19 protein-coding genes are annotated in these 18,877 nt (G+C 44.2%); 7 read left to right on the top strand and 12 right to left on the bottom strand.

The window, feature by feature from the left end:
- Window positions 1-52: 52 nt before the first annotated feature.
- The 6 genes from BB427_RS19705 to BB427_RS19680 all read right to left on the bottom strand — a co-directional run bounded on the left by BB427_RS19705 (window position 53) and on the right by BB427_RS19680 (window position 4,741).
- Window positions 53-1,006, bottom strand: coding sequence for a tyrosine-type recombinase/integrase (locus BB427_RS19705; RefSeq protein ID WP_069022735.1), 954 nt, complete (start codon window positions 1,004-1,006; stop codon window positions 53-55).
- A 160-nt stretch (window positions 1,007-1,166) separates the two neighbouring features.
- Window positions 1,167-1,685: an ester cyclase gene (locus BB427_RS19700; protein WP_069022733.1), complete on the bottom strand. Its 519-nt coding sequence runs from the start codon at window positions 1,683-1,685 to the stop codon at window positions 1,167-1,169.
- Between the two features lie 12 nt (window positions 1,686-1,697).
- A complete protein-coding gene (locus BB427_RS19695) occupies window positions 1,698-2,636 on the bottom strand; it encodes a polysaccharide deacetylase family protein (RefSeq protein WP_069022731.1) in 939 nt (312 codons plus the stop codon).
- A 2-nt stretch (window positions 2,637-2,638) separates the two neighbouring features.
- Window positions 2,639-3,190, bottom strand: a complete 552-nt coding sequence (locus BB427_RS19690; RefSeq protein WP_069022730.1) for a YbhB/YbcL family Raf kinase inhibitor-like protein — start codon at window positions 3,188-3,190, stop codon at window positions 2,639-2,641.
- Window positions 3,187-4,308, bottom strand: coding sequence for an alkene reductase (locus BB427_RS19685; protein WP_069022728.1), 1,122 nt, complete (start codon window positions 4,306-4,308; stop codon window positions 3,187-3,189). The genes BB427_RS19690 and BB427_RS19685 overlap by 4 nt, the downstream gene beginning before the upstream one ends.
- A 13-nt stretch (window positions 4,309-4,321) precedes the next feature.
- Window positions 4,322-4,741: a lactoylglutathione lyase gene (locus BB427_RS19680; RefSeq protein WP_039491082.1), complete on the bottom strand. Its 420-nt coding sequence runs from the start codon at window positions 4,739-4,741 to the stop codon at window positions 4,322-4,324.
- A gap of 112 nt (window positions 4,742-4,853) precedes the next feature.
- Here BB427_RS19680 and BB427_RS19675 point away from each other — a divergent pair, with 112 nt between their 5' ends.
- Both BB427_RS19675 and BB427_RS19670 read left to right on the top strand, forming a co-directional pair.
- Window positions 4,854-5,780: a LysR family transcriptional regulator gene (locus BB427_RS19675; RefSeq protein ID WP_069022726.1), complete on the top strand. Its 927-nt coding sequence runs from the start codon at window positions 4,854-4,856 to the stop codon at window positions 5,778-5,780.
- 96 nt (window positions 5,781-5,876) lie between these two features.
- Window positions 5,877-6,494, top strand: coding sequence for an HAD family hydrolase (locus tag BB427_RS19670; RefSeq protein WP_069022724.1), 618 nt, complete (start codon window positions 5,877-5,879; stop codon window positions 6,492-6,494).
- Between the two features lie 46 nt (window positions 6,495-6,540).
- Here the strand turns inward: BB427_RS19670 and BB427_RS19665 are convergent, their stop codons facing one another.
- Entirely contained in the window at window positions 6,541-6,753 is a 213-nt protein-coding gene (locus BB427_RS19665; RefSeq protein WP_069022722.1) for a hypothetical protein, read from the bottom strand.
- A 32-nt stretch (window positions 6,754-6,785) separates the two neighbouring features.
- Window positions 6,786-6,968, bottom strand: coding sequence for a hypothetical protein (locus BB427_RS19660; protein WP_010604114.1), 183 nt, complete (start codon window positions 6,966-6,968; stop codon window positions 6,786-6,788).
- A gap of 303 nt (window positions 6,969-7,271) precedes the next feature.
- On the opposite strand from BB427_RS19660, the gene ggt reads away from it, so the two are divergent.
- The gene (gene ggt / locus BB427_RS19655) at window positions 7,272-9,014 is read left to right on the top strand and encodes a gamma-glutamyltransferase (protein ID WP_069022720.1); all 1,743 of its coding nucleotides are present in this window, start codon (window positions 7,272-7,274) and stop codon (window positions 9,012-9,014) included.
- A 226-nt stretch (window positions 9,015-9,240) separates the two neighbouring features.
- On the opposite strand, the gene BB427_RS19650 is transcribed toward ggt, so the two are convergent.
- Window positions 9,241-9,714, bottom strand: a complete 474-nt coding sequence (locus tag BB427_RS19650) for a hypothetical protein (protein ID WP_069022718.1) — start codon at window positions 9,712-9,714, stop codon at window positions 9,241-9,243.
- A 6-nt stretch (window positions 9,715-9,720) separates the two neighbouring features.
- Window positions 9,721-10,875: a PepSY-associated TM helix domain-containing protein gene (locus BB427_RS19645; protein ID WP_069022716.1), complete on the bottom strand. Its 1,155-nt coding sequence runs from the start codon at window positions 10,873-10,875 to the stop codon at window positions 9,721-9,723.
- A gap of 318 nt (window positions 10,876-11,193) precedes the next feature.
- Between BB427_RS19645 and BB427_RS19640 the strand changes: the two genes are divergently transcribed.
- The 4 genes from BB427_RS19640 (at window position 11,194) to BB427_RS19625 (ending at window position 15,096) form a co-directional block, all read left to right on the top strand.
- Window positions 11,194-13,329 carry a TonB-dependent siderophore receptor gene (locus BB427_RS19640; RefSeq protein ID WP_069022714.1) on the top strand — a complete coding sequence of 712 codons (2,136 nt, stop codon included), beginning with the start codon at window positions 11,194-11,196 and terminating at the stop codon, window positions 13,327-13,329.
- A gap of 113 nt (window positions 13,330-13,442) precedes the next feature.
- On the top strand, window positions 13,443-13,775 hold the full coding sequence (locus BB427_RS19635) for a hypothetical protein (RefSeq protein ID WP_069022713.1): 333 nt from the start codon (window positions 13,443-13,445) through the stop codon (window positions 13,773-13,775).
- Entirely contained in the window at window positions 13,772-14,347 is a 576-nt protein-coding gene (locus BB427_RS19630; protein ID WP_069022710.1) for a hypothetical protein, read from the top strand. The genes BB427_RS19635 and BB427_RS19630 overlap by 4 nt, the downstream gene beginning before the upstream one ends.
- Before the next feature lie 275 nt (window positions 14,348-14,622).
- The gene (locus BB427_RS19625) at window positions 14,623-15,096 is read left to right on the top strand and encodes a hypothetical protein (protein ID WP_226899001.1); all 474 of its coding nucleotides are present in this window, start codon (window positions 14,623-14,625) and stop codon (window positions 15,094-15,096) included.
- Between the two features lie 253 nt (window positions 15,097-15,349).
- On the opposite strand, the gene BB427_RS19620 is transcribed toward BB427_RS19625, so the two are convergent.
- Both BB427_RS19620 and BB427_RS19615 read right to left on the bottom strand, forming a co-directional pair.
- Window positions 15,350-16,795, bottom strand: coding sequence for a metallophosphoesterase (locus BB427_RS19620; RefSeq protein ID WP_069022706.1), 1,446 nt, complete (start codon window positions 16,793-16,795; stop codon window positions 15,350-15,352).
- A 91-nt stretch (window positions 16,796-16,886) separates the two neighbouring features.
- Window positions 16,887-18,875, bottom strand: coding sequence for a hypothetical protein (locus BB427_RS19615; RefSeq protein WP_069022704.1), 1,989 nt, complete (start codon window positions 18,873-18,875; stop codon window positions 16,887-16,889).
- Between the last annotated feature and the right edge of the window lie 2 nt (window positions 18,876-18,877).

Below are 18,877 nucleotides of genomic sequence, written 5' to 3'. Positions count from 1 at the left end.
CTCTTTCTAATGAATAGTGTGAATTGAGATTCATAATTAGTAGTTATCCTTACTAACTAGCAATTCGTTTCCTTACATTGGCTTTAGTGATCTTCTTTTGCAGCGCGTTGTCGGTCACATGGGTATAAATTTCCGTGGTTGAGATACTACTGTGTCCAAGCAACCGTTGGACGAAGCGAATGTCGAGGCCTGATTCAAGTAGTTCGCATGCCGCGCTGTGTCTTAGCATGTGTGGAGTGACTTTGAGTTGGGTGTATGCTTGTTGACTAAGTTTTTTGATTAGTTTGCGTAAGAATTGCGTTGAGGCGGGTTCCCCACGGCTATTAATCAGTAAATGATCGCAATGTGGTGCGCAAATAGCGCGGCTTTCAATATAATTCTTGAGTAATTTGGCTATTTCTTGGTCGGTGAGATACACAAACCGTTCTCTGGCTCCCTTACCTAAGATTTTAATCTTCTTTTCGTTGATATAGATGTCAGTTAAACAAATTCCAGCAAGCTCAGATACTCGGATCCCTGTGCTAATCATAAGTTCTAACGCGATGAGTGAAGTAAATTCATTTAGCATGCGCTTTTGGCTGACGCTATATGTGTTTGATGATTCTATCCATAAGCTTTTACAGTTTTTTCTGGCTTGTTTGAGCAAGCGTTTCAAGTCTGAGTGTGATACGTTTCTTGGCAATCTTTTGGGTAGCTTAATGTCAAGCTGAAATTTATGAAAAGGATTAAGCTCGATGAATTCCTCTCGCTCAAGCCACTGGAACATAGCCCTTACACACGCCATTTTGCGCTTTATTGATGTGTTTGATAGCTCGGAATCAACTAGAAATTGATGGAACTGTGATAAGTCTACTTTGCTAATATCTTTAATGCTTTTATTTTCATCAAGTGCCTGCATAAACTGCTTTAAGTCAATTTGATATGCTTTCAAGGTGTGATCTGAGAGTTTACGTTTATCTTTACACAGGGAAATGAACTGTTGAGAAAGTTGGTTTATTGATTGCACTGCGATAAATCTACTTTTGCTAATACCTAATTTAGTGACCGTATTAGAACAGATTGTTGATAAAAACTGTATATAATCAATTGATTTAAAGGAATGTAGAATACAAGCGCGTTGTTAAATAGGCTCCAAGTCGGAGCCTCGGTATTATGACAATAATTGTTTATTCGCTAATCTGCATTTGTTCAAAGAGCGTATGGTAGTCTTCTAGATGCCAATTTTTAGTGATTTTCTCACCATCAACGTAGTAAACATCGACAGCTCGGAAATCAATGGCTTGACCTGCTCCTTGGTGCTCACCAAATTTGCCGCTGAAGTGTCCAAAGAAGCGTAGTCGTACCGTGACAAATGAACCACTGACTAGTAAGTGTTCGACTTCTGCTTTCAGGTCTGGCACTGCGCGACGAAATCCTGAGGAGGCTTCTAGCACGCCTTTCAAGCCTTGCTTTCTACCTTTTGGTAATGTCATATCAGTAAATGCGTTACTTAGTGCCTGTCTCGCAAACTTAGTGTCTCCACTGTGCCAAAAAGCAGCGTATTGCAATGCGGCATTCGCGGCTATTTGACATTGTGCTGAGTCACAAATTTGCGCAACCTTTGCTACGGGTAACTCCTCATTGGGTGCCGCTAATGTTATAGTCGCACAGACACTTAGTGCTAACACTAAAGCATGTTTAATCATTACCTAGCACCTCTAAAACACACGTTCTGGGTTGGTTGGTACGTCTTGCTGCTTTAAGATCCATTTCGCTATGTCTATTTTGCGCATAAACTTAACCTTTGGATGCGATTTAGCGTAGCGAATAAAGTCGTTAAGTGCTTTTACCCGAGCAGGGCTGCCTGCGAGCCTGTCGTGTGCACTAATAGACATCATCCGGCGCTGGGATTTTCCTTCTTCATAAAGCACGTCAAACTCGTCCTTTAACTCTTGTAAATAGGCTTTTGCTGTCATTGCAGAGCTGCCACCGTAGCGCACTATGTCGTTGTTTCTAAAGGTGTAGGGGACAACTACGAAAGGCTTGCCATTCACGGGAGTAAACGAAGGCTCATCCCGAGATAAATCATCAATATGGTAGACAAAGCCAAGGGACTGCAAAATAGTTAATGTTTGCTCAGAGTGGCGCATCCAAAATGCATTAAAGCCTTTTGGTCTTTGTCCAGTGATCTTTTCAAGCACGTTTGCACTGTGAATATAAGATGCACGTTCTTCTTCGGGGGTCATTGAATATTGTGGTGTCCAGTTTTGTCCATGACCTGAAATTTCATGCCCTTTTTCTGCCACCATTTTGGCAAGTTCAGGATTGAGCTCAGCAGCTTTTCCTACCATGTGGGACGTCACTTTGATGTTGTGCTTATCCCAAAGCTTAAGCAATCGTGGGATCCCTTCATTCATACCATACTGATACCAAGTAGGAGCGACGGTGTCGGGATAGCCCGCTTCTTGCTGAGGAAATGGCCCAGGATCGCTTGGGTCTTGCGCGGTTGCTTCAAACTGCATGGAGATAGAGATCACCAATTGAGCATCATCAGGCCAGTAATGGCCAGACTCCATTTCAGCGCCGTGGGCTGTGCCTGCAAGCAGGGCGGTTGCTGTTAGTAGTGCTCGAATACTTGTGGTCAACGTGGTACGCATGGTTATTCTCCTGCGGCTCTTGGGCCGGCATACACAGAAAGTGTTGCCTGCGCTAAGCTATGCTGGTGGATAAAAAATCCAGTAAGTGGTGCCGTTGCACCAGCTGGCACGGGGAGTGTATCTACGTCTAGCGCATGCACGGTAAAGGTGTATTTATGTTTGCGGCCAATAGGCGGGCACGGGCCAAAGTACCCAGGCTTTCCTAAATCCGTATTACCTTCAATGGCTTGGCTTGGTAAAGTTTCTGCAAGCCGAGTCGTGTCTTTGGGCAGGTTATACACTTGCCAGTGCCAAAATCCGCTGCCGGTTGGCGCGTCTTGATCGTAAAACGTCACTGCAAAGCTCTTGGTTTGTTTAGGTGCATTTGACCAAACTAAGGTTGGCCGTGTGCTGTTTCCCTCGCAGCCAAATTGATCCCAGTATTGAAATGGCCGAATAGATTTTTCGGCAACAAGATCTGGGCTTTCTAGTGTAAACTCAGGTGCTGAAATTGCATTGGTTGCACCGAGTAATGCCATGGAGGCTAGGGATAAATTCAGTGATAATGGCTTCATATTGCACCTTTTGCTCTTAATTGTTGAAAATCTGCATAGTCGGTGTAGCCCTGCTCGCTACCACCAAATAAAGGCGCATCAGGGTTGATTGGACTCAAAGGTAATTGATGAGTTAGACGATATACGAGGTCTGGGTTGGAGATAAACTTGCGACCAAAAGCCACAAAGTCAACTAGACCTTGTTCAATAAGGGCTTCGGCTTGCTCTGGCTCGTAATTTCCCGCCACAATAATGGCGCCGTGGAATTTTCTTCTTAGTGCTTGCCTAAAACTCTCTGTCACGACCGGCGCATCATCCCAGTCCGCTTCTGCTAAGTGCACATAGGCAATGCCTAAGCGGTTAAAGTGCTCCGAGGCGAGCAAAATAGTATCAATGGCTTCTTCGTCTTGCATGCCACGTTGGGTAATAAAAGGCGCTAATCGGATCCCTACTTTTTCAGGCCCAATTGCTTGGCTAATCGCAGTGACAACTTCAACCGCAAAGCGAATTCGGTTTTCCTTAGAGCCACCATATTGATCATGACGTTGATTAGAGCTGCGGCGTAAAAACTGGTCGATTAAGTAGCCATTACCAGCGTGGATCTCGACGCCATTAAACCCTGCCATCATGGCATTCTCAGCCGCATGGACATAATCTTCGACTATGCTCTGTATTTCTTGGGTTGCCAGTGCGCGTGGTGTTGGGCAATCGACCATTTCACCCACTCCTTTTTCATTGACTACCCACACTTGTGCGTCGGGCGCCAGTGCTGAGGGGGCGACGGGTTGGCCATCTTCATGAAAAGTGGAGTGAGACATACGACCGACATGCCAAAGCTGACAGAAAATACGGCCACCTTTTTGCTGCACTGCATGGGTGATTTCCTTCCATCCAGCAACCTGCGAAGCGGTATAAATTCCGGGAGTAAAAGAATATCCTTTGCCCTGACAAGAAATTTGTGTGGCTTCACTGATGATAAGCCCTGCCGAAGCGCGTTGGGCGTAGTACTTTGCCATCAACTGATTTGGAATATCTCCCGGTTGTGTTGTTCGAGAGCGGGTCATTGGTGCCATCAAAATGCGGTTTGGTAAGATTAAATTACCGAGTTTTTTCTGCGTAAATAACAATGGATCAGACATAGTATTCTCCTAATTATTGGACAAGTGAGTTGATGTGGCGTGGGAACAGCACTTCAATTTTTAGAGATTCAGGTGCAAAGATAAAAACCTGATGCTCATTGCTTATAGGGACATCTCGTTCCACGTAGCGAACGCCAAAATGCTCTAGTCGGGCGATTAACCCGGGGTAATCGTCACCACGAAATGCAATATGATCTATGTTGCTAGTACTCATGCTTGTGTTTTGCACAGAACCAAGGTATTCAGCCTGTGCTTGGGTATGTGGTGATTGTTCAACCAGATGAATGAAAGGTTGCTGTTGGTCGCCATAAAACCACTTTCCTGGAAATGGAAAAGGTGGACGTAAGCCTTCTTTAAGCCTAAGCACCTGCTCAAAAAAGGTCGCCATTTTTGCCATGTCATGTGCTCTAAACAAAAAGTGATCTAACTGCATGGTGTGTTACCTCCATTGGTGCTAGCGATTTATGCGTTGAGAACAGTCTATTTGTTTATTAATATTTGATAATTGGCTTTTATATAAAATTACTTTTCATAAAAGGTGAATAATGAAAAGCAAAGCAGACGATATGGCGCTTTTTGTTCAAGTGGTGCGCTCTGATGGCTTAGCTGCGGCAGGGCGAGTATTAGGGCTTTCTCCAGCGAGCATGACCGCACGGATCAATGCACTCGAAGCGTACTATAAAACCCGTTTACTTACTCGAAACACCAGAAGTATCAAACTGACCGAAGCGGGAGAGCGGTTTTATCAGGGCTGTGTGCGAGTCATTGAGGAGGTCGCGGCGGCGGAGGCACTACTGCAAGATGCCGATCCCGATTTGAGAGGCACACTCAAAATTGCAGCAAGCTCAGACTTTGGCCGTCAGTACGTGGTTCCCGCCGTTGCGGAGTTTGCCACGCAGCATCCACAGGTGGTGGTTAACTTGAGCTTGGGGGAGGGCTTGGTCAAATTAGTTGAGTCTGGCACTGATATCGCCATTCGTTATGGTAATTTAAATGATAGCAGCTTGATATCTCGGCCTCTGTTAAACAACCGCAGAATGCTGGTGGCCGCCCCAAACTATCTCGAAAAGTATGGTACACCAGATTGTTATCAAGCATTACAGCAACATCGCTGTTTAGTACTGGAAAGAGCTGGACAGGCGCTAAACGATTGGTATTTTATCGACAGAGACACGCAAGCAACCATCATTGAAACCGTGCCTACCTGTTTAGTGAGTTCAGATGGAGAAGTATTGCGGAACTGGGCCATTCAAGGGCTTGGGATCACTATTAAGTCGTGGCTGGATGTTCACAAAGATATTAAATCGGGGCGATTGGTGGAGTTGTTGCCAACTCAAACATTGGGATTTAGTCCAACGGACTCAGATAAAGTCGCGCTGCAAGCTATTTATCCATCTAGGCAGTTTCAACCTCGCCAAGTCAAAGCGTTTCTAACCTTTTTTAGCGAGTATTTACAACAAATGCATGATTGATTTTATTTCAATGAAGTCTAACGAATTAGCCGTGCGTAAGTGATAAAGATATGCATAATAAACGCTCATATTTAAACTAACTAAAGAGGTTCAAGGATGGCAATTGGCAATATTAAACACGTAATTTTTGACGTCGGTAACGTATTTGTGAGGTGGTCACCGGAGGAGATAGTTCGGCTTACCTTTGGCAACCAATGCGACGTTGAGAGTCTAGCTAAGCAGCTGTTCCACAGTGAGATTTGGTTTGCGATTAATCGAGGCGAACTGACTGAAGCAGACACCAAGCACGCTTTTATGCAAACCTGTCACTTAACCTCTGAGCAAGCTGACGAACTGTTCTTTTATATCAAAGAATCACTGATCCCACTTTATGGCACGCTTGCACTGATGCAGCGCCTAAAGGCGGCTGGATATAGTGCTTATGCCCTGACCGATAATGTGCACGAGATTGTGAGCCACCTAAAAGCGCGTCATACTTTCTGGCAACACTTTGACGGAGAAATTATTTCTGCTGAGCTTGGCTGCATGAAGCCCGGCAAAGCTATTTTTACTCACTTACTGGAGCGCTACCAACTAGCGGCAGATGATTGTGTTTTTCTTGATGATGTCTTGGCGAATGTTGAAGGTGCAAAGCAGGTCGGATTGCATGGCATTCAGTTCTTTAATGCGGCGCAAGCTGAGCGCGAGTTACGTGAGCTAGGATTAGTGTTTTAAGCAGGTCGAGACTCCAAAATAGGCCCAAGTACGGGCCTAAAAAGAATTAATCACACATATACTGTCTATTTGTGAAAGCGCAGTCGTGATCACCGTAACAAGAGATAGCACCTGTACGGCAATCGTGGCGGTTAGTCGGTACACAGTCCAAATCAGTCAAACGGTTTATACCACCACCAATTTGGGGGGTTGCTTGTGGTGCAATAGCTTGAGCATTGTTTAAGTTTTTAAGCGGCTTTTTATTCAGTTTAATTTTCATTTTTCATTTCCTTTGGGTGGTAATAAAGCGTATTAACAGCGAAGAGAGCCACAGTTATAGCAAGAACCAAATGCTTTCGTGTTGCATAACTCGGTTATTTCTCTGTCACAACCCGCGGTTAAATAACCTCCCGCGATGTTTGGTGTTTGGGCTTTTTCCAAGCCTGCAGTATGGTTCAGTTGTTTTATCTTTCTTTTTGTTAGTGTTAATTTCATCTTATTTTCCTTATTGCGAAAGCGTGAATTGTCGTACAAAAAACAAACTACATTGTTGACTGCACCCAACATAAATTATTTGTCAAACATGTTTTTTAAAGGTTAAATTTATGTTTTTCGTAATTGCCTTATTTCAACCCTGTGTAACTTCAACGTTCGACGACAAGCTGCTTTTTAGCCTTGAGTGCAGTAACTATGGTGTAACGTAAATTTGCACTGTCAGTCGCCCAACGCATCGATATTGTTTGGTCTTTTTATTCATGCAACACTGCAACATGAGAATAATTAAAAAACGGGATGAAGATGCGTAAATTAACAGCCTTGGTGTGGACTTGCTCTGTTTCCTTGTGCGTGGGTGTGGTGCTTGGTAACACGGCGCAAGCTGACGAGTCACCAATATTTAGTTCTAAAGCCACAGCACAGCCAATATGGGCTGAGCATGGCATGGTATCTAGCCAAGAGGCACTTGCCAGTCAGGTTGGGGTGGAGATTTTAAAGCAAGGTGGTAATGCCGTTGATGCGGCTGTCGCAGTAGGTTTTAGTCTTGCTGTGACTTTGCCAAGGGCCGGAAATATCGGCGGTGGTGGCTTTATGCTAGTGCATCTGGCAAAAGAGAATAAAACCATTGCGATTGATTATCGCGAAATGGCGCCGGGCCGTGCGCACAAAGACATCTTTATTGATGAAAACGGCGAGGTAAACCCAAAGCTAAGCCTTCAGCACGGCCTTGCCGTGGGCGTTCCCGGAACTGTTATGGGGATGGAGTTAGCACTCGAAAAATACGGCACCATGACACTTAGCCAAGTTATTCAGCCTGCAATAAAATTGGCGCGTGATGGCATTAAAGTGACCTCTGATTTAGCCAATTCGCTTTCTCATAATTATATTAAAGAACGAATGCTTGGTGTACCGGCGTCTAAGGCTGTGTTTTATAAAAAAGATGGTAGCAGCTATAAGCCAAATGAATGGCTGGTGCAGGCTGACTTGGCTCACTCTTTGGAACTCGTTGCCGAAAAAGGCAGCGCGGGCTTTTATCAGGGCGAGACAGCAAAGAAAATTGTTGCTGCAGTAGAAGCTGCTGGTGGCATTATGTCGCTGGATGATTTAAAAGGCTATAAAGCGGTAGAGCGTGAACCTGTAAAAGGTACATATCGCGGCTACGACATCGTTTCTATGCCGCCTCCTTCATCTGGTGGTGTGCATATCATAGAGATGCTGAACATGCTGGAGCAATACCCTATTGGTGAGCTTGGGCATAATAGCGCTGCTACCGTCCATTTGATGGCTGAGGTCATGAAACGTGCGTATGTTGACCGCAGTGAATATTTGGGCGACCCTGATTTCTACGACGTACCCGTTAAAGCATTGGTGGATAAGCAGTATGCAAAGCAGCGCAGTAAACAAATAAACGCAGACAAAGCGACGCCAAGCCGCGAGATTAAGCCCGGTAAATTATTACCTTATGAGAGTAACCAAACCACGCATTATTCTGTGGTAGATAAGTGGGGCAATGCGGTGAGTAACACTTACACGCTCAATTTTAGCTATGGCTCAGGTATTGTCGCGGCTGGCACAGGCATTCTACTTAACAACGAAATGGATGATTTCTCGGCAAAGCCCGGCACACCAAACGGTTTTGGCTTGGTTGGTGGAGAAGCTAATGCCGTTGAAGGAAAAAAGCGCCCTTTGAGTTCGATGACACCTACGATTGTAATGAAAGAGGGTAAACCCTTTTTGGTAACGGGTAGTCCAGGTGGCTCGCGTATTATCACTACCACGCTACAAATCATTATGAATGTTATTGATCATGGCTTGAACATCGCTGAAGCAACCGTGGCTCCGCGTATTCACCACCAATGGTTACCAGATGAAATTCGTATTGAACGTAGCTTAAATGTGGATACTCGACGTCTACTTGAAAACAAAGGACACACACTTTCAGAGCAGAATGCGATGGGCTCAACCCAGTCAATCATGCTTACCGATAAAGGTCTATTTGGCTCCTCAGATCCAAGGCGTGCAGATAGCGCTGCGGTGGGGTACTAATACCAATTGAATTAATTCTCTAATCAATTTGAAGGGTGAAATAGCATATTAGCTTCGTTAAAAATTTCTCATTTAGAACAACTAAATAGCAAAATTTTTGCCTTGCTACTAAAGCTATTTCCCCGCTTCAAGATAGATCATTTACTTAATACAACTGGTATAATATCCTGATTTTCATTGAGTCTTAAGTGTAATTCAAATCGAGTAGGGGCGAGTTGCCCCTTTTCTATGTGCTTTCTTTGATTAAATACTCTGGCAGTGGCCAATTCATGACGATGACTTCGCCTTGCCAAGTTTCAATCGTCAGCCAAACCTTGTCGTCTTCTGATAATGTTTTCTTTGCTAAAGCATGTACGTGTTGACCGTGTTTTGTGCCGTGAAGGATCCCGAGCTCATGCTCCATAAGCTGTGCAAGTGGCATCGCGTTGGGGCCGATATTGAGATAGCCTTGGCGGACAGAATCAACATCGCCTTTATTAAATAGCAATAAGAAGTCTTTGACGTATAAGTTATCGTGGATGTATGGCGGCTTTTCGTCAAAAGGCATCGGCGTGATGCTGTACTTTCCAAGTGTTTGCTCCGCCAATGGAGCGGGAAATTCTGGATGTAATGATTGATAATAAAACCAAGCTGGCAACACCAATAATAGAGCATTTAACCAATATTTATTGTGTTGTATAAAGCGTTTGACTGCATTCATGGCGATTTACCCTTGTTGTGCTTTTAGTTGTCTTGCATTGCTTCGTGCTTGGCTACGCGCGCGCTTGGTCCGAAGCTGATACATGATAAATCCAGTGACAGACATCCCGGATAAAATACAGCCAAAAATAAACCAGATGACTTTGGTCCAGATCCCTCCTATGGTGCCGTAGTGCAGTGGATCTGTGATGTGCATAACCGTTTGTAAGCCTGTCATTGAATCAGGGTTTGCATGATGAACGACAGTATCATTCCAAGTGTTGTAGGCAATATTAATGCTGTAATCGTCATAGAGTACGTAGTCGTTTGCGCCACTGATTTTGAGCGTATCGCGGTTATGTTCAGGTAGCATGATGTAACTTGGACGAAAGTCAGTGTACAGCTGTTGAATTTCACCGAGCGCTAGGTCAACACTGGTTTCCACTGCATTCGCGTTTATTGTTGAGTTGGGTATATCCGCTGCATTTAATGTTTCATGATGTTCGAGTTCAACACCAGCATGCCACAGTACCGCTTGCGTTAAATACCACAGTCCGGTGAGGCTCATTACGGTCATAAACCAAAGCGACCATACCCCACTGAGTTTATGGATGTCAGCGGCAAGCGTACGACCACCTTGTGATTTACGCAGCTTAAACTGAAAAAACGCTAACCAAAACTTTTTGTATACCACTAGGCCTGTGATCAACGCGCCCAATAGGATCAGTGACATAAACGCCACCAAATAGTAACCAACACTGTAGCCATTTTGCCATGGAAATAGCAGCCAGCCATGTAGTGAACGCATAAAGTTAATAAACGTATTGCCGTCATTTATTTCCTGAACAGCCCCTGTGTACTGGTTTACGTATGCAAGCGCATAGGGCTTGTCGACGTCGGTAAACATCACCACATAGGTCAAATAGGGCTCTCTCACATTGAGCCCCATGACATCTGCACTTGGGTGCTCATCCTTAAACGCGCGTAACACTGAGCCCGCTGACATCTCACTTACTTGACTGGGGTTATGTGCCCGAGAATCAGGGTTGGTAAGCCATGTAAGTTCATGGCTGAAAACGGAAATGGTACCTGTGATACAAATAAAGCAAAACAGTAGCCATATTGGCAGTGAAAACCAACCATGCAACTGAAACCAAAACTTGTTGCTTATTTTCTTTGCCATTGTGTGTTCCTACTTTTTTGAATGTCGGCGACAAATTAAAGCTGAGGGAGTATTTGCGCAAAAATGTAAATAAAGTATATCTTTTTAAAAGTGTAAATAGCAATTATATTCATTTGAATGTGCGTTAAATGGCATGTTTTATTCGTTTAGCGGTTTATATTACTTGTTTCCTTTATGGGAAAGTTGTTTTAAATTAGTTGGTTACTGTTTTTGGGAACGTTCCTTAAATCGGGTTCGAAACTGGTTGTAATTCACCTTAATGTTATTGCTAATGGTTATCATCTGCATTAGTATCGTTTTAATTTTTACAATATTAGGATGAACCCAGTGAACACTCTGCCTCTCAAAACGCTCTCATTTGCTGTTATGGCAGCGCTCGGCACGTCAGCATTACAGGTGCAAGCAGCACAGCAAGATAATGAAGAAATTGAAAAAATAGTTGTAACGGGAAAATACACCGTCAATGAAGTGATAGACACCGCAACTGGCTTAGGGTTATCTCTTCTTGAGACGCCGCAATCTGTTAGCGTTATTACCGCTGCACGGATCAAAGAGCAAAAGCTCGATACGTTGACCGACACCGTATTAAATGCGATTGGGGTGTCAGCGAAAGAAATTGATAATGTTCGTAATACGTTGCAGTCACGTGGCTTTGACATTACCAATTATCAAATTGACGGCGTTCCTTTGTCATGGAGTTTGGCGGGTGATTCAGGTGAAACCATCGCGGATGTTGCGATATATGAGCGCGTGGAGTTTGTGCGTGGTGCGACGGGGTTATTAACCGGCGCGGGCGATCCTTCAGCTTCTATTAACCTAGTACGCAAACATGCAAATAGCACCGACCTCACAGGTTTTGCTAGTGTCTCTTTGGGGAGCTGGAACAATAAAGAAGTGATGGTGGACGTTGCCAATGGATTAACTAACGATGGCAGTGTGCGTGGACGTGTGGTCGCGAAGTATGAAGAAGGTGACTCGTATTTAGATCTCTTTTCTGACGAAAGTACCGTGCTTTATGGGGTACTAGAAGCGGATTTAAGCACGCATTCGACGATCCGCGTTGGTGCTAGCTATCAGCGTAACGACCCTACCAGTCCAACTTGGGGGGCATTACCTACTTTCTTTACCGATGGAAGTAAAACAGACTGGGAAGTCGAAAAAACCACGGCTGCAAATTGGACTGAGTGGCAAACTACAGGCACCAATGCTTTTGTGAACTTTAGTCACAACTTTGCAAATGGCTGGGAACTGGTTGCCAATTACAACAAGCTGAAATACGAGCAAGATACAGAGCTGCTGTATTTATTCGGCACATTGGATAAAACAACAGGTGAGGGCTTAGCTTCTTGGCCTTATAAAAGTACAGGTGAAAGTAACCAAGACAGCTTTGATATCCAGCTTAAAGGTTTTTATCAACTCGCCGGTCGTGAGCATGATTTTGTAACTGGCGCGCTCTACAGTGAGCAGAGTGCCGATACACTCACTTTCGCTGCGCTCGATAATGCCTTTTTGCCAGTTGGCAATTTTTACGAGTGGGACGGCAATTTCCCTGAGCCGACGTGGGGCACAGAAACCTCAGTTGCTCAAGATATGGATACTGAGCAAAAAGGGTTTTACGCCGCAACAAGGCTAAATCTTAGCGATGAACTTAAAGTAATAGCGGGTGGCCGGTTGTCGAGCTGGCAGCGCGAAGGCGAAAGCTATGGCGTCATCACTGATTTTGGCGACAATGGCGTATTTATACCTTACGCTGGTGCCTTGTACGACTTGTCGACAACGCAGCGAGTGTATGCAAGTTACACTGAAATATTCCAGCCGCAAAATGCCCAAGACCGTAATGGTGATTTCCTCGATCCAATCAAAGGAAAATCATACGAAGTGGGGCTAAAAAGCACCTATCTAGACGACACGCTGCAAACAACACTGGCGATTTTCCAAATCGAACAAGATAACTTAGCTCAAGATGATGTTGGATACATAGTTCCGGGTTCGGTAAATACAGTCGCGCAATATGCTGCTGAAGGCACAACCAGTAAAGGCTTCGAATTTGAAGTGGTGGGTCAGTTAACTGACGGTTTTGATGTGCATTTGGGTTATTCACAATACAAAGCCGAGGATGCCAAAGGCGTTGAAGTAAATACGGATAACCCAAGAAAGCAATTTAAGTTGTATACGACTTACCAATTTGTGAATGCTTTACCTGAGTTGACGATTGGTGGTGGCGTGAACTGGCAAGATGACACTTATTCAGTAACGGGCAACGATAGGCTAGAGCAAGATGCCTATGCATTGGTTAGCTTGATGGCAAACTACGCACTGGCAGACAATATGGCGCTACAACTCAACGTAGAAAACCTCTTCGATGAAAAGTACTACAGCCAAATTGGCTTTTTTGATCAGTATCGTTATGGCGCGCCGAGAAATTACAGCTTAAGTTTTAGCTATGATTTTTAGCAGACTGTAAACTAATAAAGCGTGGCTGATGGGCCACGCTTTATAAACTATTTTATTAACTTTAAGTTCATTTAAAAGTGTTATCTTTATCATTCTAAATCAAGGAGGTGATTATGAAATGTCCGGAAATAAAGGGCTTGGAATTCTCTGAGCGTTCTAAACAAGCAATTGCACAAATTAAAGATATCGAAGATTTAGGCAGTATGTTAACAACTGCTGTTGCAGCAAGTCAGATTACCACAATCTTTGTGGGTAATAACGCTGCAGTAAGTACAATCAATCTTGCTTCGACCGATTTTATTCAATTTTCAAATGCTATGAATGGTGCAGCTTTAATCCCAAGAAGTGCGTTGTTTACTATTGCTGCTACCACATCTTGGAAAGTTGCTGATAATAAAGAAAAGCAATTTTGGAAAGCGGTAGCTAAGGGGTGCAAAGTGCAATGAAACATTTAGTACTAGGTATAGTTGCAGCAGCTGCGATAAGCATTTTTAATGTAAAGGCTTCAGAGGCTTACACTGAAATATATAACAAGCTACCGTTAAGTGAATCGGAATTCTCTTCTTTGCAGAGTAAATTTGATTTGAAGTCGAGTGAGCAAATCATGATGATTGAATTGTTATCAAGCTATAATTCTTTACATAAGAGAAGGATGAGTTGTAGGGCTGTCGACAATACAATTACTGCAAAGCAAATGGATGCTTTGAACATAGACAAAAAGCACTATGTAACCGTGTTATTTTACGTCGATAGTTTAAACAAGAGTAGGTGTGAATTAGCTGAGTATGAGCATTTTTTAAGGTCGCTTGCTGTCAATTTGGTCGTTCAAAAAGATCCAAAAAGCATTGGGCTGATAAATTCCATGAATATTCTATCATCTCGCCTTTATGGAGATTTTAGGGAATTTAAAGCTGAGTTTAACCTCTTACCGGAACAAGTTCGAGAAGCAGCGCTTAACGCTGACTATTTGAAGAAAAATTTCAGGTTATTTGATACGCTTGACGATGTAGCGGAATAAATCGCATGGTGAACTACAGCTTTTATTACTTTTTCTAAAAGTGGTTTCATTCCAACTGGCGCAGCTACTGCGCCAATACAGTTCGGTAGCGTCCAACGCATTCTTCTATTAAATGGCCTTATGACTGTGTGAATCAATTAGCTACACGCTTTACTTTAATTTATTTCAAAGCCTATACGTTTGGGGGTTATACCGTCAAATAAGAAATATTTGTGAAACCCCTGCTATTAGTTTTGATATTGTTTGCGTTCGCGTCGCAAACTAACGCTGAAACAATGTCAGTAGATCTTACGCCGACTATTGAGTATCCAGTTGAACAACTTGAACCTGTTCAAAAGACGCTGCTTAGTGAGCTGTTAAATAGCGTAACACAACTGGGTGATAGAAAAGCGGCTTGCGAAAATGCGCGTGTTATTACACCAAAACAATTACACAGTCTTAATATTACCCCGCAGCAGCGAGGTATCGTTTTATCTTATTTTTATATACACCAAAAAAGGGAATGTGAAGTCGAAGAATATGGCGAATTCGCCAGACTTGTTGCCGCGAATTTAGCGGTGCAAAAGCAGTCAGAAGTCTTAAGGTTCGTCAATGCGCTAAACACGGTAAGCTCCAGCGTTTATTTCGATTATGTTGAAACGGAGCTGGAATTTAACCAGCTACCAGAAAGTGTTCGCAATAAAACCTATCAAGCCGAGTTTTTACAACATCCGTTTAGTCTTATGCATACGCTAGAACAGTTCGAATGATTCGGCGCGTTGTTACTGATTAAGTAAAACCTAAGCTAACATAATACGGTTTAATAATTCATATGCGGTACGTTTTGCGATATTCACATTGACCGCGAGCGTGCTATTACTCCAGTGTTAACCACGTTTATGGTTTGGCAGTAGTGATGTTTGTTTCGGGGCTCGCGTTTGCTGCTACTCGCCTGGTATCAAAAACACCACGATACAAGGCGAGTAACTCAAGTTGTCAGTGATTAGGATGTAAAAGTCGCGCTTACTTCGCGCGACATACCGCTTGCTTATCTGTAGTTTCGCTGCTGCAGGTTAGAAAAGCGGTACCACTTTCACCCAAAAATTCCCCTTGCCACGCGCCATCTTTGCCAAGCTTAATGGATAAAAAGCCGAACTTACCTTGCTCGTTAACAAGTGCGTTTTGGCTATCAAGTGCATAATCAAATTCGCTAAAAGCATCGGTATCACTGAGACTGACGCCGCTATTGCCGACAACGATTTGCGGAGGGCGTGCGGTACTGGCGGCAAAGGTTGAAGACTGATAAATATGCATATGTCCTGCGAGTGATAAAGTCACGTGTTCAGGCAACTTACCTTGTCTGGTGTTCTTCAGCGCGGTTTGCAACATCACATTTAGTGTGTCTTTGGTTGTTGGGTCTTCAACGCCCCAGATGGGTCTGTGGCTCATAATCCACATGGGTTTGGCTTTGAGTAGTTCGCTTCTGACATTAAGTCGTTGATATTGCTGTTGGTAGACTTTTGTTAGGCCATTGTCTGCACTGGCATCACAGGCATTGGCGCTATCCATTACCCAAACACTGAGCGGTTTTAAGTTGATGGTATAGGAGTTTTGCACAATGACATGGGCACTTGCAGATTGTGGCGGTTGATTATAATCCCCCTGTGCAGGGCATTGCTGTTGGTCAATGGCATCAGGAAGGTTGGCTCCCGGGCCAAAAAAGTAAAACCAGCCAATTCCTGCGCGGCTACAAAGTTCATGATTGCCTCGCGCAAAAATCCATGGTGCGGTTGCTGAAAGATCCGTTGTTGCGGCAAAAAAGTCGGCTTGCCAGTTGCTCCATGTATCTGGTCTTGGGCTATTTAACGCGTTTTGACTGTAGTAGGTATCGTTAAGACCGCAGCTAGTACCACCATATCCACCATCGCCTGCGTCATAAGCATAGGTATCACCGGAAATCGCACCACCCGTGCCTCGGTAGTTGAAATCCCCCATATGGAGCAATAATTGTGGTTGTTGCTTTGCCCCTTGCTCTGCGAGGGTTTTAAACGGCTCGGCAGCAGTGTTGTTTTCGCAAACGGATGACTTACAGCCAGTGTCGCCAAAAACCGCAATTTTATTCGGATCGAATGTCACGGGTGCTAACGAGAATTGGCTATCACTGACGGTATAAGCCGTGTTTGGGGAGATTTTTGCTTCACATACTGAAACCGGAAAGTGTGTTTGGTCTGGACGCATTGCTCGCAACTGCATCGGCATGGATTTTTTACCAAAGAGCAAGCTTGGGCATTGGTTGGCGTCGCTGAGCACGCCGTCAACAACGACGCGCGCGTAGATATTTGGGGCTTCAGTAGTGGAAGGCGCGAACATTGAGTAAGCGCCTAATACTTTGGTATTCGCTTGTTGGACTGCAAACGTGCTGCTACAAGCAATTAAATTGAGCGTCGCAATGGCGATGATGATGCGCATGACTTCATTCCTTTTTGAACAGTTGAATGAAGTTTAATGCATTGTTAACAATTTGCGAGTCTTGAATACGAATATCCTTATTCTTAGCTGATTATTGGTGGCTGCAGCGGTAGAAGCCGGTGACTGTGTCTTGGCTAAAACGTGTGCCGTTAACATAGGTGTCTTGGTTGATTTTACCAAACTGCGCTAGGTTAAATTGCAGCCGTGCAAGCATTTCAGCACTTGAGGCCTGTTCAAAGATTTCTGTTACTGGTGGATCGCCAACAAAGTTGGTATACCAAGGAAACCAAGAATTATCCTGCCCGCTGACTGTTTGATTCGGATAATAATTCCCCCCTTGCCAACGGTCGAAGGTAAGATCTTCGAGGCTAAATAGGCCAAATCCTGGCTGTGTCATACAAGCATCAGCCGCCTGATACTCAGGATAACCTGAGCTGGCAGCAAAATGATTACAAACATTATGTGGCAAATTACTGCTATTCGCCGCTTGATACTCCACCTTTCTAAACATCACAGGATGTGCGGGGCTTCCTGATGGGTAGACGATATTTGCCGCGACAGGTGAACCCCAGCGATAATGGTACATGGCCACTGCCAATCCTAAATCTTCCTTACTGGTGGCAACATTATCTGGATGAGTCCACACTCCACCCGGATCGGTTGGCGTTGCCCCATTTTTAAAAATAATCCCATATTGATTGTTTTCTAATTGATTCATTAGATTTGGCGTTGTGTTGTCAACCACAGTCGTTGGGATCATTGTACTTGCGGCATTGGGGGTGTAGGTGAGTGTTGGGTTATTTAACGCCTTCCAGCATAGCAAGCCATAACCATAGCCACTGGCTATCATCGGGCAGCCAGACATTGCCGATGCCGATTGGTTGCTTTCATACGCATGTGTTGTTGAACGTGCCGAAACTTCGCCGGAGCTAACCAATATTCCCCAAGCATTGCGAGTAATGCGAATATCAGCAAACTCAGTGTCAGGAATAAATACCGTTGTGGCCGAAATAACCTGTAGCCCTAAATCTAGTTCTAGTAGAGAGGTGGCAACGAGGGCATCTTCATGAAGCTTTGGATACTGCGTCATAATCGTTTGCTGCGATGGTTTAATCACAGCGTCTCTTGGTGATAATCCCAATAAATATAAGCGATCGTTATCAAGATAGCTTGCTAGTAAGCGTGATAGCTCAAGTTGTGCGATTGGACGCTTGGCTTGTATATTTGAGCGAGTATCCGTGAGGGTGAGGTCGGTATTTTGAAGCAGCAACCAATGCTTATCACTTAGGCCAACAACCTGAGTTTGATTAAGAATGTGGCGAGATACGCTATCAGCTTGGCGAGTAACAATTAAACTATCGTCATTCAACGAATAACTAGACTGTGTGGTGTCATTGTGGTGATGACGCAGCGCCGGCGGCTGATATTGTCCGATTAAGGTGGTCAGTTCAATGCGAATGGCGTCGCGAGTACTTTGAATAAGCCAGTTTCCTGTTTCATCTCGAACAAAAATAGCCGGGATATATTGGCCAGATTTATCCACGCTAAATGCTTGCCAAGTGGTATTACAGGTTTTAGCGCAGGAGGGGGAACTTCGAGTAAGGGATGACTTGTCTTTTGTCAGAGATTCGTCATAGTTATCACTAAATACAAAGGGTAACTCAGCTTTACCCGAGGCGAGTTGTAACGTGAACAGTAAGCGCCGTTGATTGCCGCTGGCATAGAGTCTGTTTTCTTTTAGATAACCGAGCTGGAGTTGAGAGTAACTCTCTAACTTTTTCATGTTTCCAGCTTCACCTTGATAGCTGGGCTCATACGTCTCGCTATTGAATGGTGCGGTTTGCTCTAATTGGGGAAATTGCAACGTTTGTTTGCAGGCATCTTCTGCGCATGTTTGTAAGGTGATCCTTTGGTCCTGATATTGAAAAGAATACCAAGGTGAAAGGGCTTGATAACCTTGTTGTCCTGCGTGAAATAATAGCGGTAAGGTTGATGTATCGTAGTGCTCTGACTCTGCTGAGGCGTTAACGCTTAAAGACAAAGCCCAGCAGGTAAGCGTGGTGGCGATGAACTTATTCATAA

Source organism: Pseudoalteromonas sp. BMB, from assembly GCF_001709235.1.
Classification (GTDB): domain Bacteria; phylum Pseudomonadota; class Gammaproteobacteria; order Enterobacterales; family Alteromonadaceae; genus Pseudoalteromonas; species Pseudoalteromonas maricaloris.
This window is presented reverse-complemented; position numbering and strand designations above follow the sequence as displayed.

Excerpts from the sequence above, each read along its gene's own strand:
- BB427_RS19700 (WP_069022733.1), bottom strand. The coding sequence starts at position 1,685 with ATGATTAAACATGCTTTAGTGTTAGCACTAAGTGTCTGTGCGACTATA.
- BB427_RS19695 (WP_069022731.1), bottom strand. The coding sequence starts at position 2,636 with ATGCGTACCACGTTGACCACAAGTATTCGAGCACTACTAACAGCAACC.
- BB427_RS19690 (WP_069022730.1), bottom strand. The coding sequence starts at position 3,190 with ATGAAGCCATTATCACTGAATTTATCCCTAGCCTCCATGGCATTACTC.
- BB427_RS19685 (WP_069022728.1), bottom strand. The coding sequence starts at position 4,308 with ATGTCTGATCCATTGTTATTTACGCAGAAAAAACTCGGTAATTTAATC.
- BB427_RS19680 (WP_039491082.1), bottom strand. The coding sequence starts at position 4,741 with ATGCAGTTAGATCACTTTTTGTTTAGAGCACATGACATGGCAAAAATG.
- BB427_RS19675 (WP_069022726.1), top strand. The coding sequence starts at position 4,854 with ATGAAAAGCAAAGCAGACGATATGGCGCTTTTTGTTCAAGTGGTGCGC.
- BB427_RS19670 (WP_069022724.1), top strand. The coding sequence starts at position 5,877 with ATGGCAATTGGCAATATTAAACACGTAATTTTTGACGTCGGTAACGTA.
- BB427_RS19665 (WP_069022722.1), bottom strand. The coding sequence starts at position 6,753 with ATGAAAATTAAACTGAATAAAAAGCCGCTTAAAAACTTAAACAATGCT.
- BB427_RS19660 (WP_010604114.1), bottom strand. The coding sequence starts at position 6,968 with ATGAAATTAACACTAACAAAAAGAAAGATAAAACAACTGAACCATACT.
- ggt (WP_069022720.1), top strand. The coding sequence starts at position 7,272 with ATGCGTAAATTAACAGCCTTGGTGTGGACTTGCTCTGTTTCCTTGTGC.
- BB427_RS19650 (WP_069022718.1), bottom strand. The coding sequence starts at position 9,714 with ATGAATGCAGTCAAACGCTTTATACAACACAATAAATATTGGTTAAAT.
- BB427_RS19645 (WP_069022716.1), bottom strand. The coding sequence starts at position 10,875 with ATGGCAAAGAAAATAAGCAACAAGTTTTGGTTTCAGTTGCATGGTTGG.
- BB427_RS19640 (WP_069022714.1), top strand. The coding sequence starts at position 11,194 with ATGAACCCAGTGAACACTCTGCCTCTCAAAACGCTCTCATTTGCTGTT.
- BB427_RS19635 (WP_069022713.1), top strand. The coding sequence starts at position 13,443 with ATGAAATGTCCGGAAATAAAGGGCTTGGAATTCTCTGAGCGTTCTAAA.
- BB427_RS19630 (WP_069022710.1), top strand. The coding sequence starts at position 13,772 with ATGAAACATTTAGTACTAGGTATAGTTGCAGCAGCTGCGATAAGCATT.
- BB427_RS19625 (WP_226899001.1), top strand. The coding sequence starts at position 14,623 with ATGTCAGTAGATCTTACGCCGACTATTGAGTATCCAGTTGAACAACTT.
- BB427_RS19620 (WP_069022706.1), bottom strand. The coding sequence starts at position 16,795 with ATGCGCATCATCATCGCCATTGCGACGCTCAATTTAATTGCTTGTAGC.
- BB427_RS19615 (WP_069022704.1), bottom strand. The coding sequence starts at position 18,875 with ATGAATAAGTTCATCGCCACCACGCTTACCTGCTGGGCTTTGTCTTTA.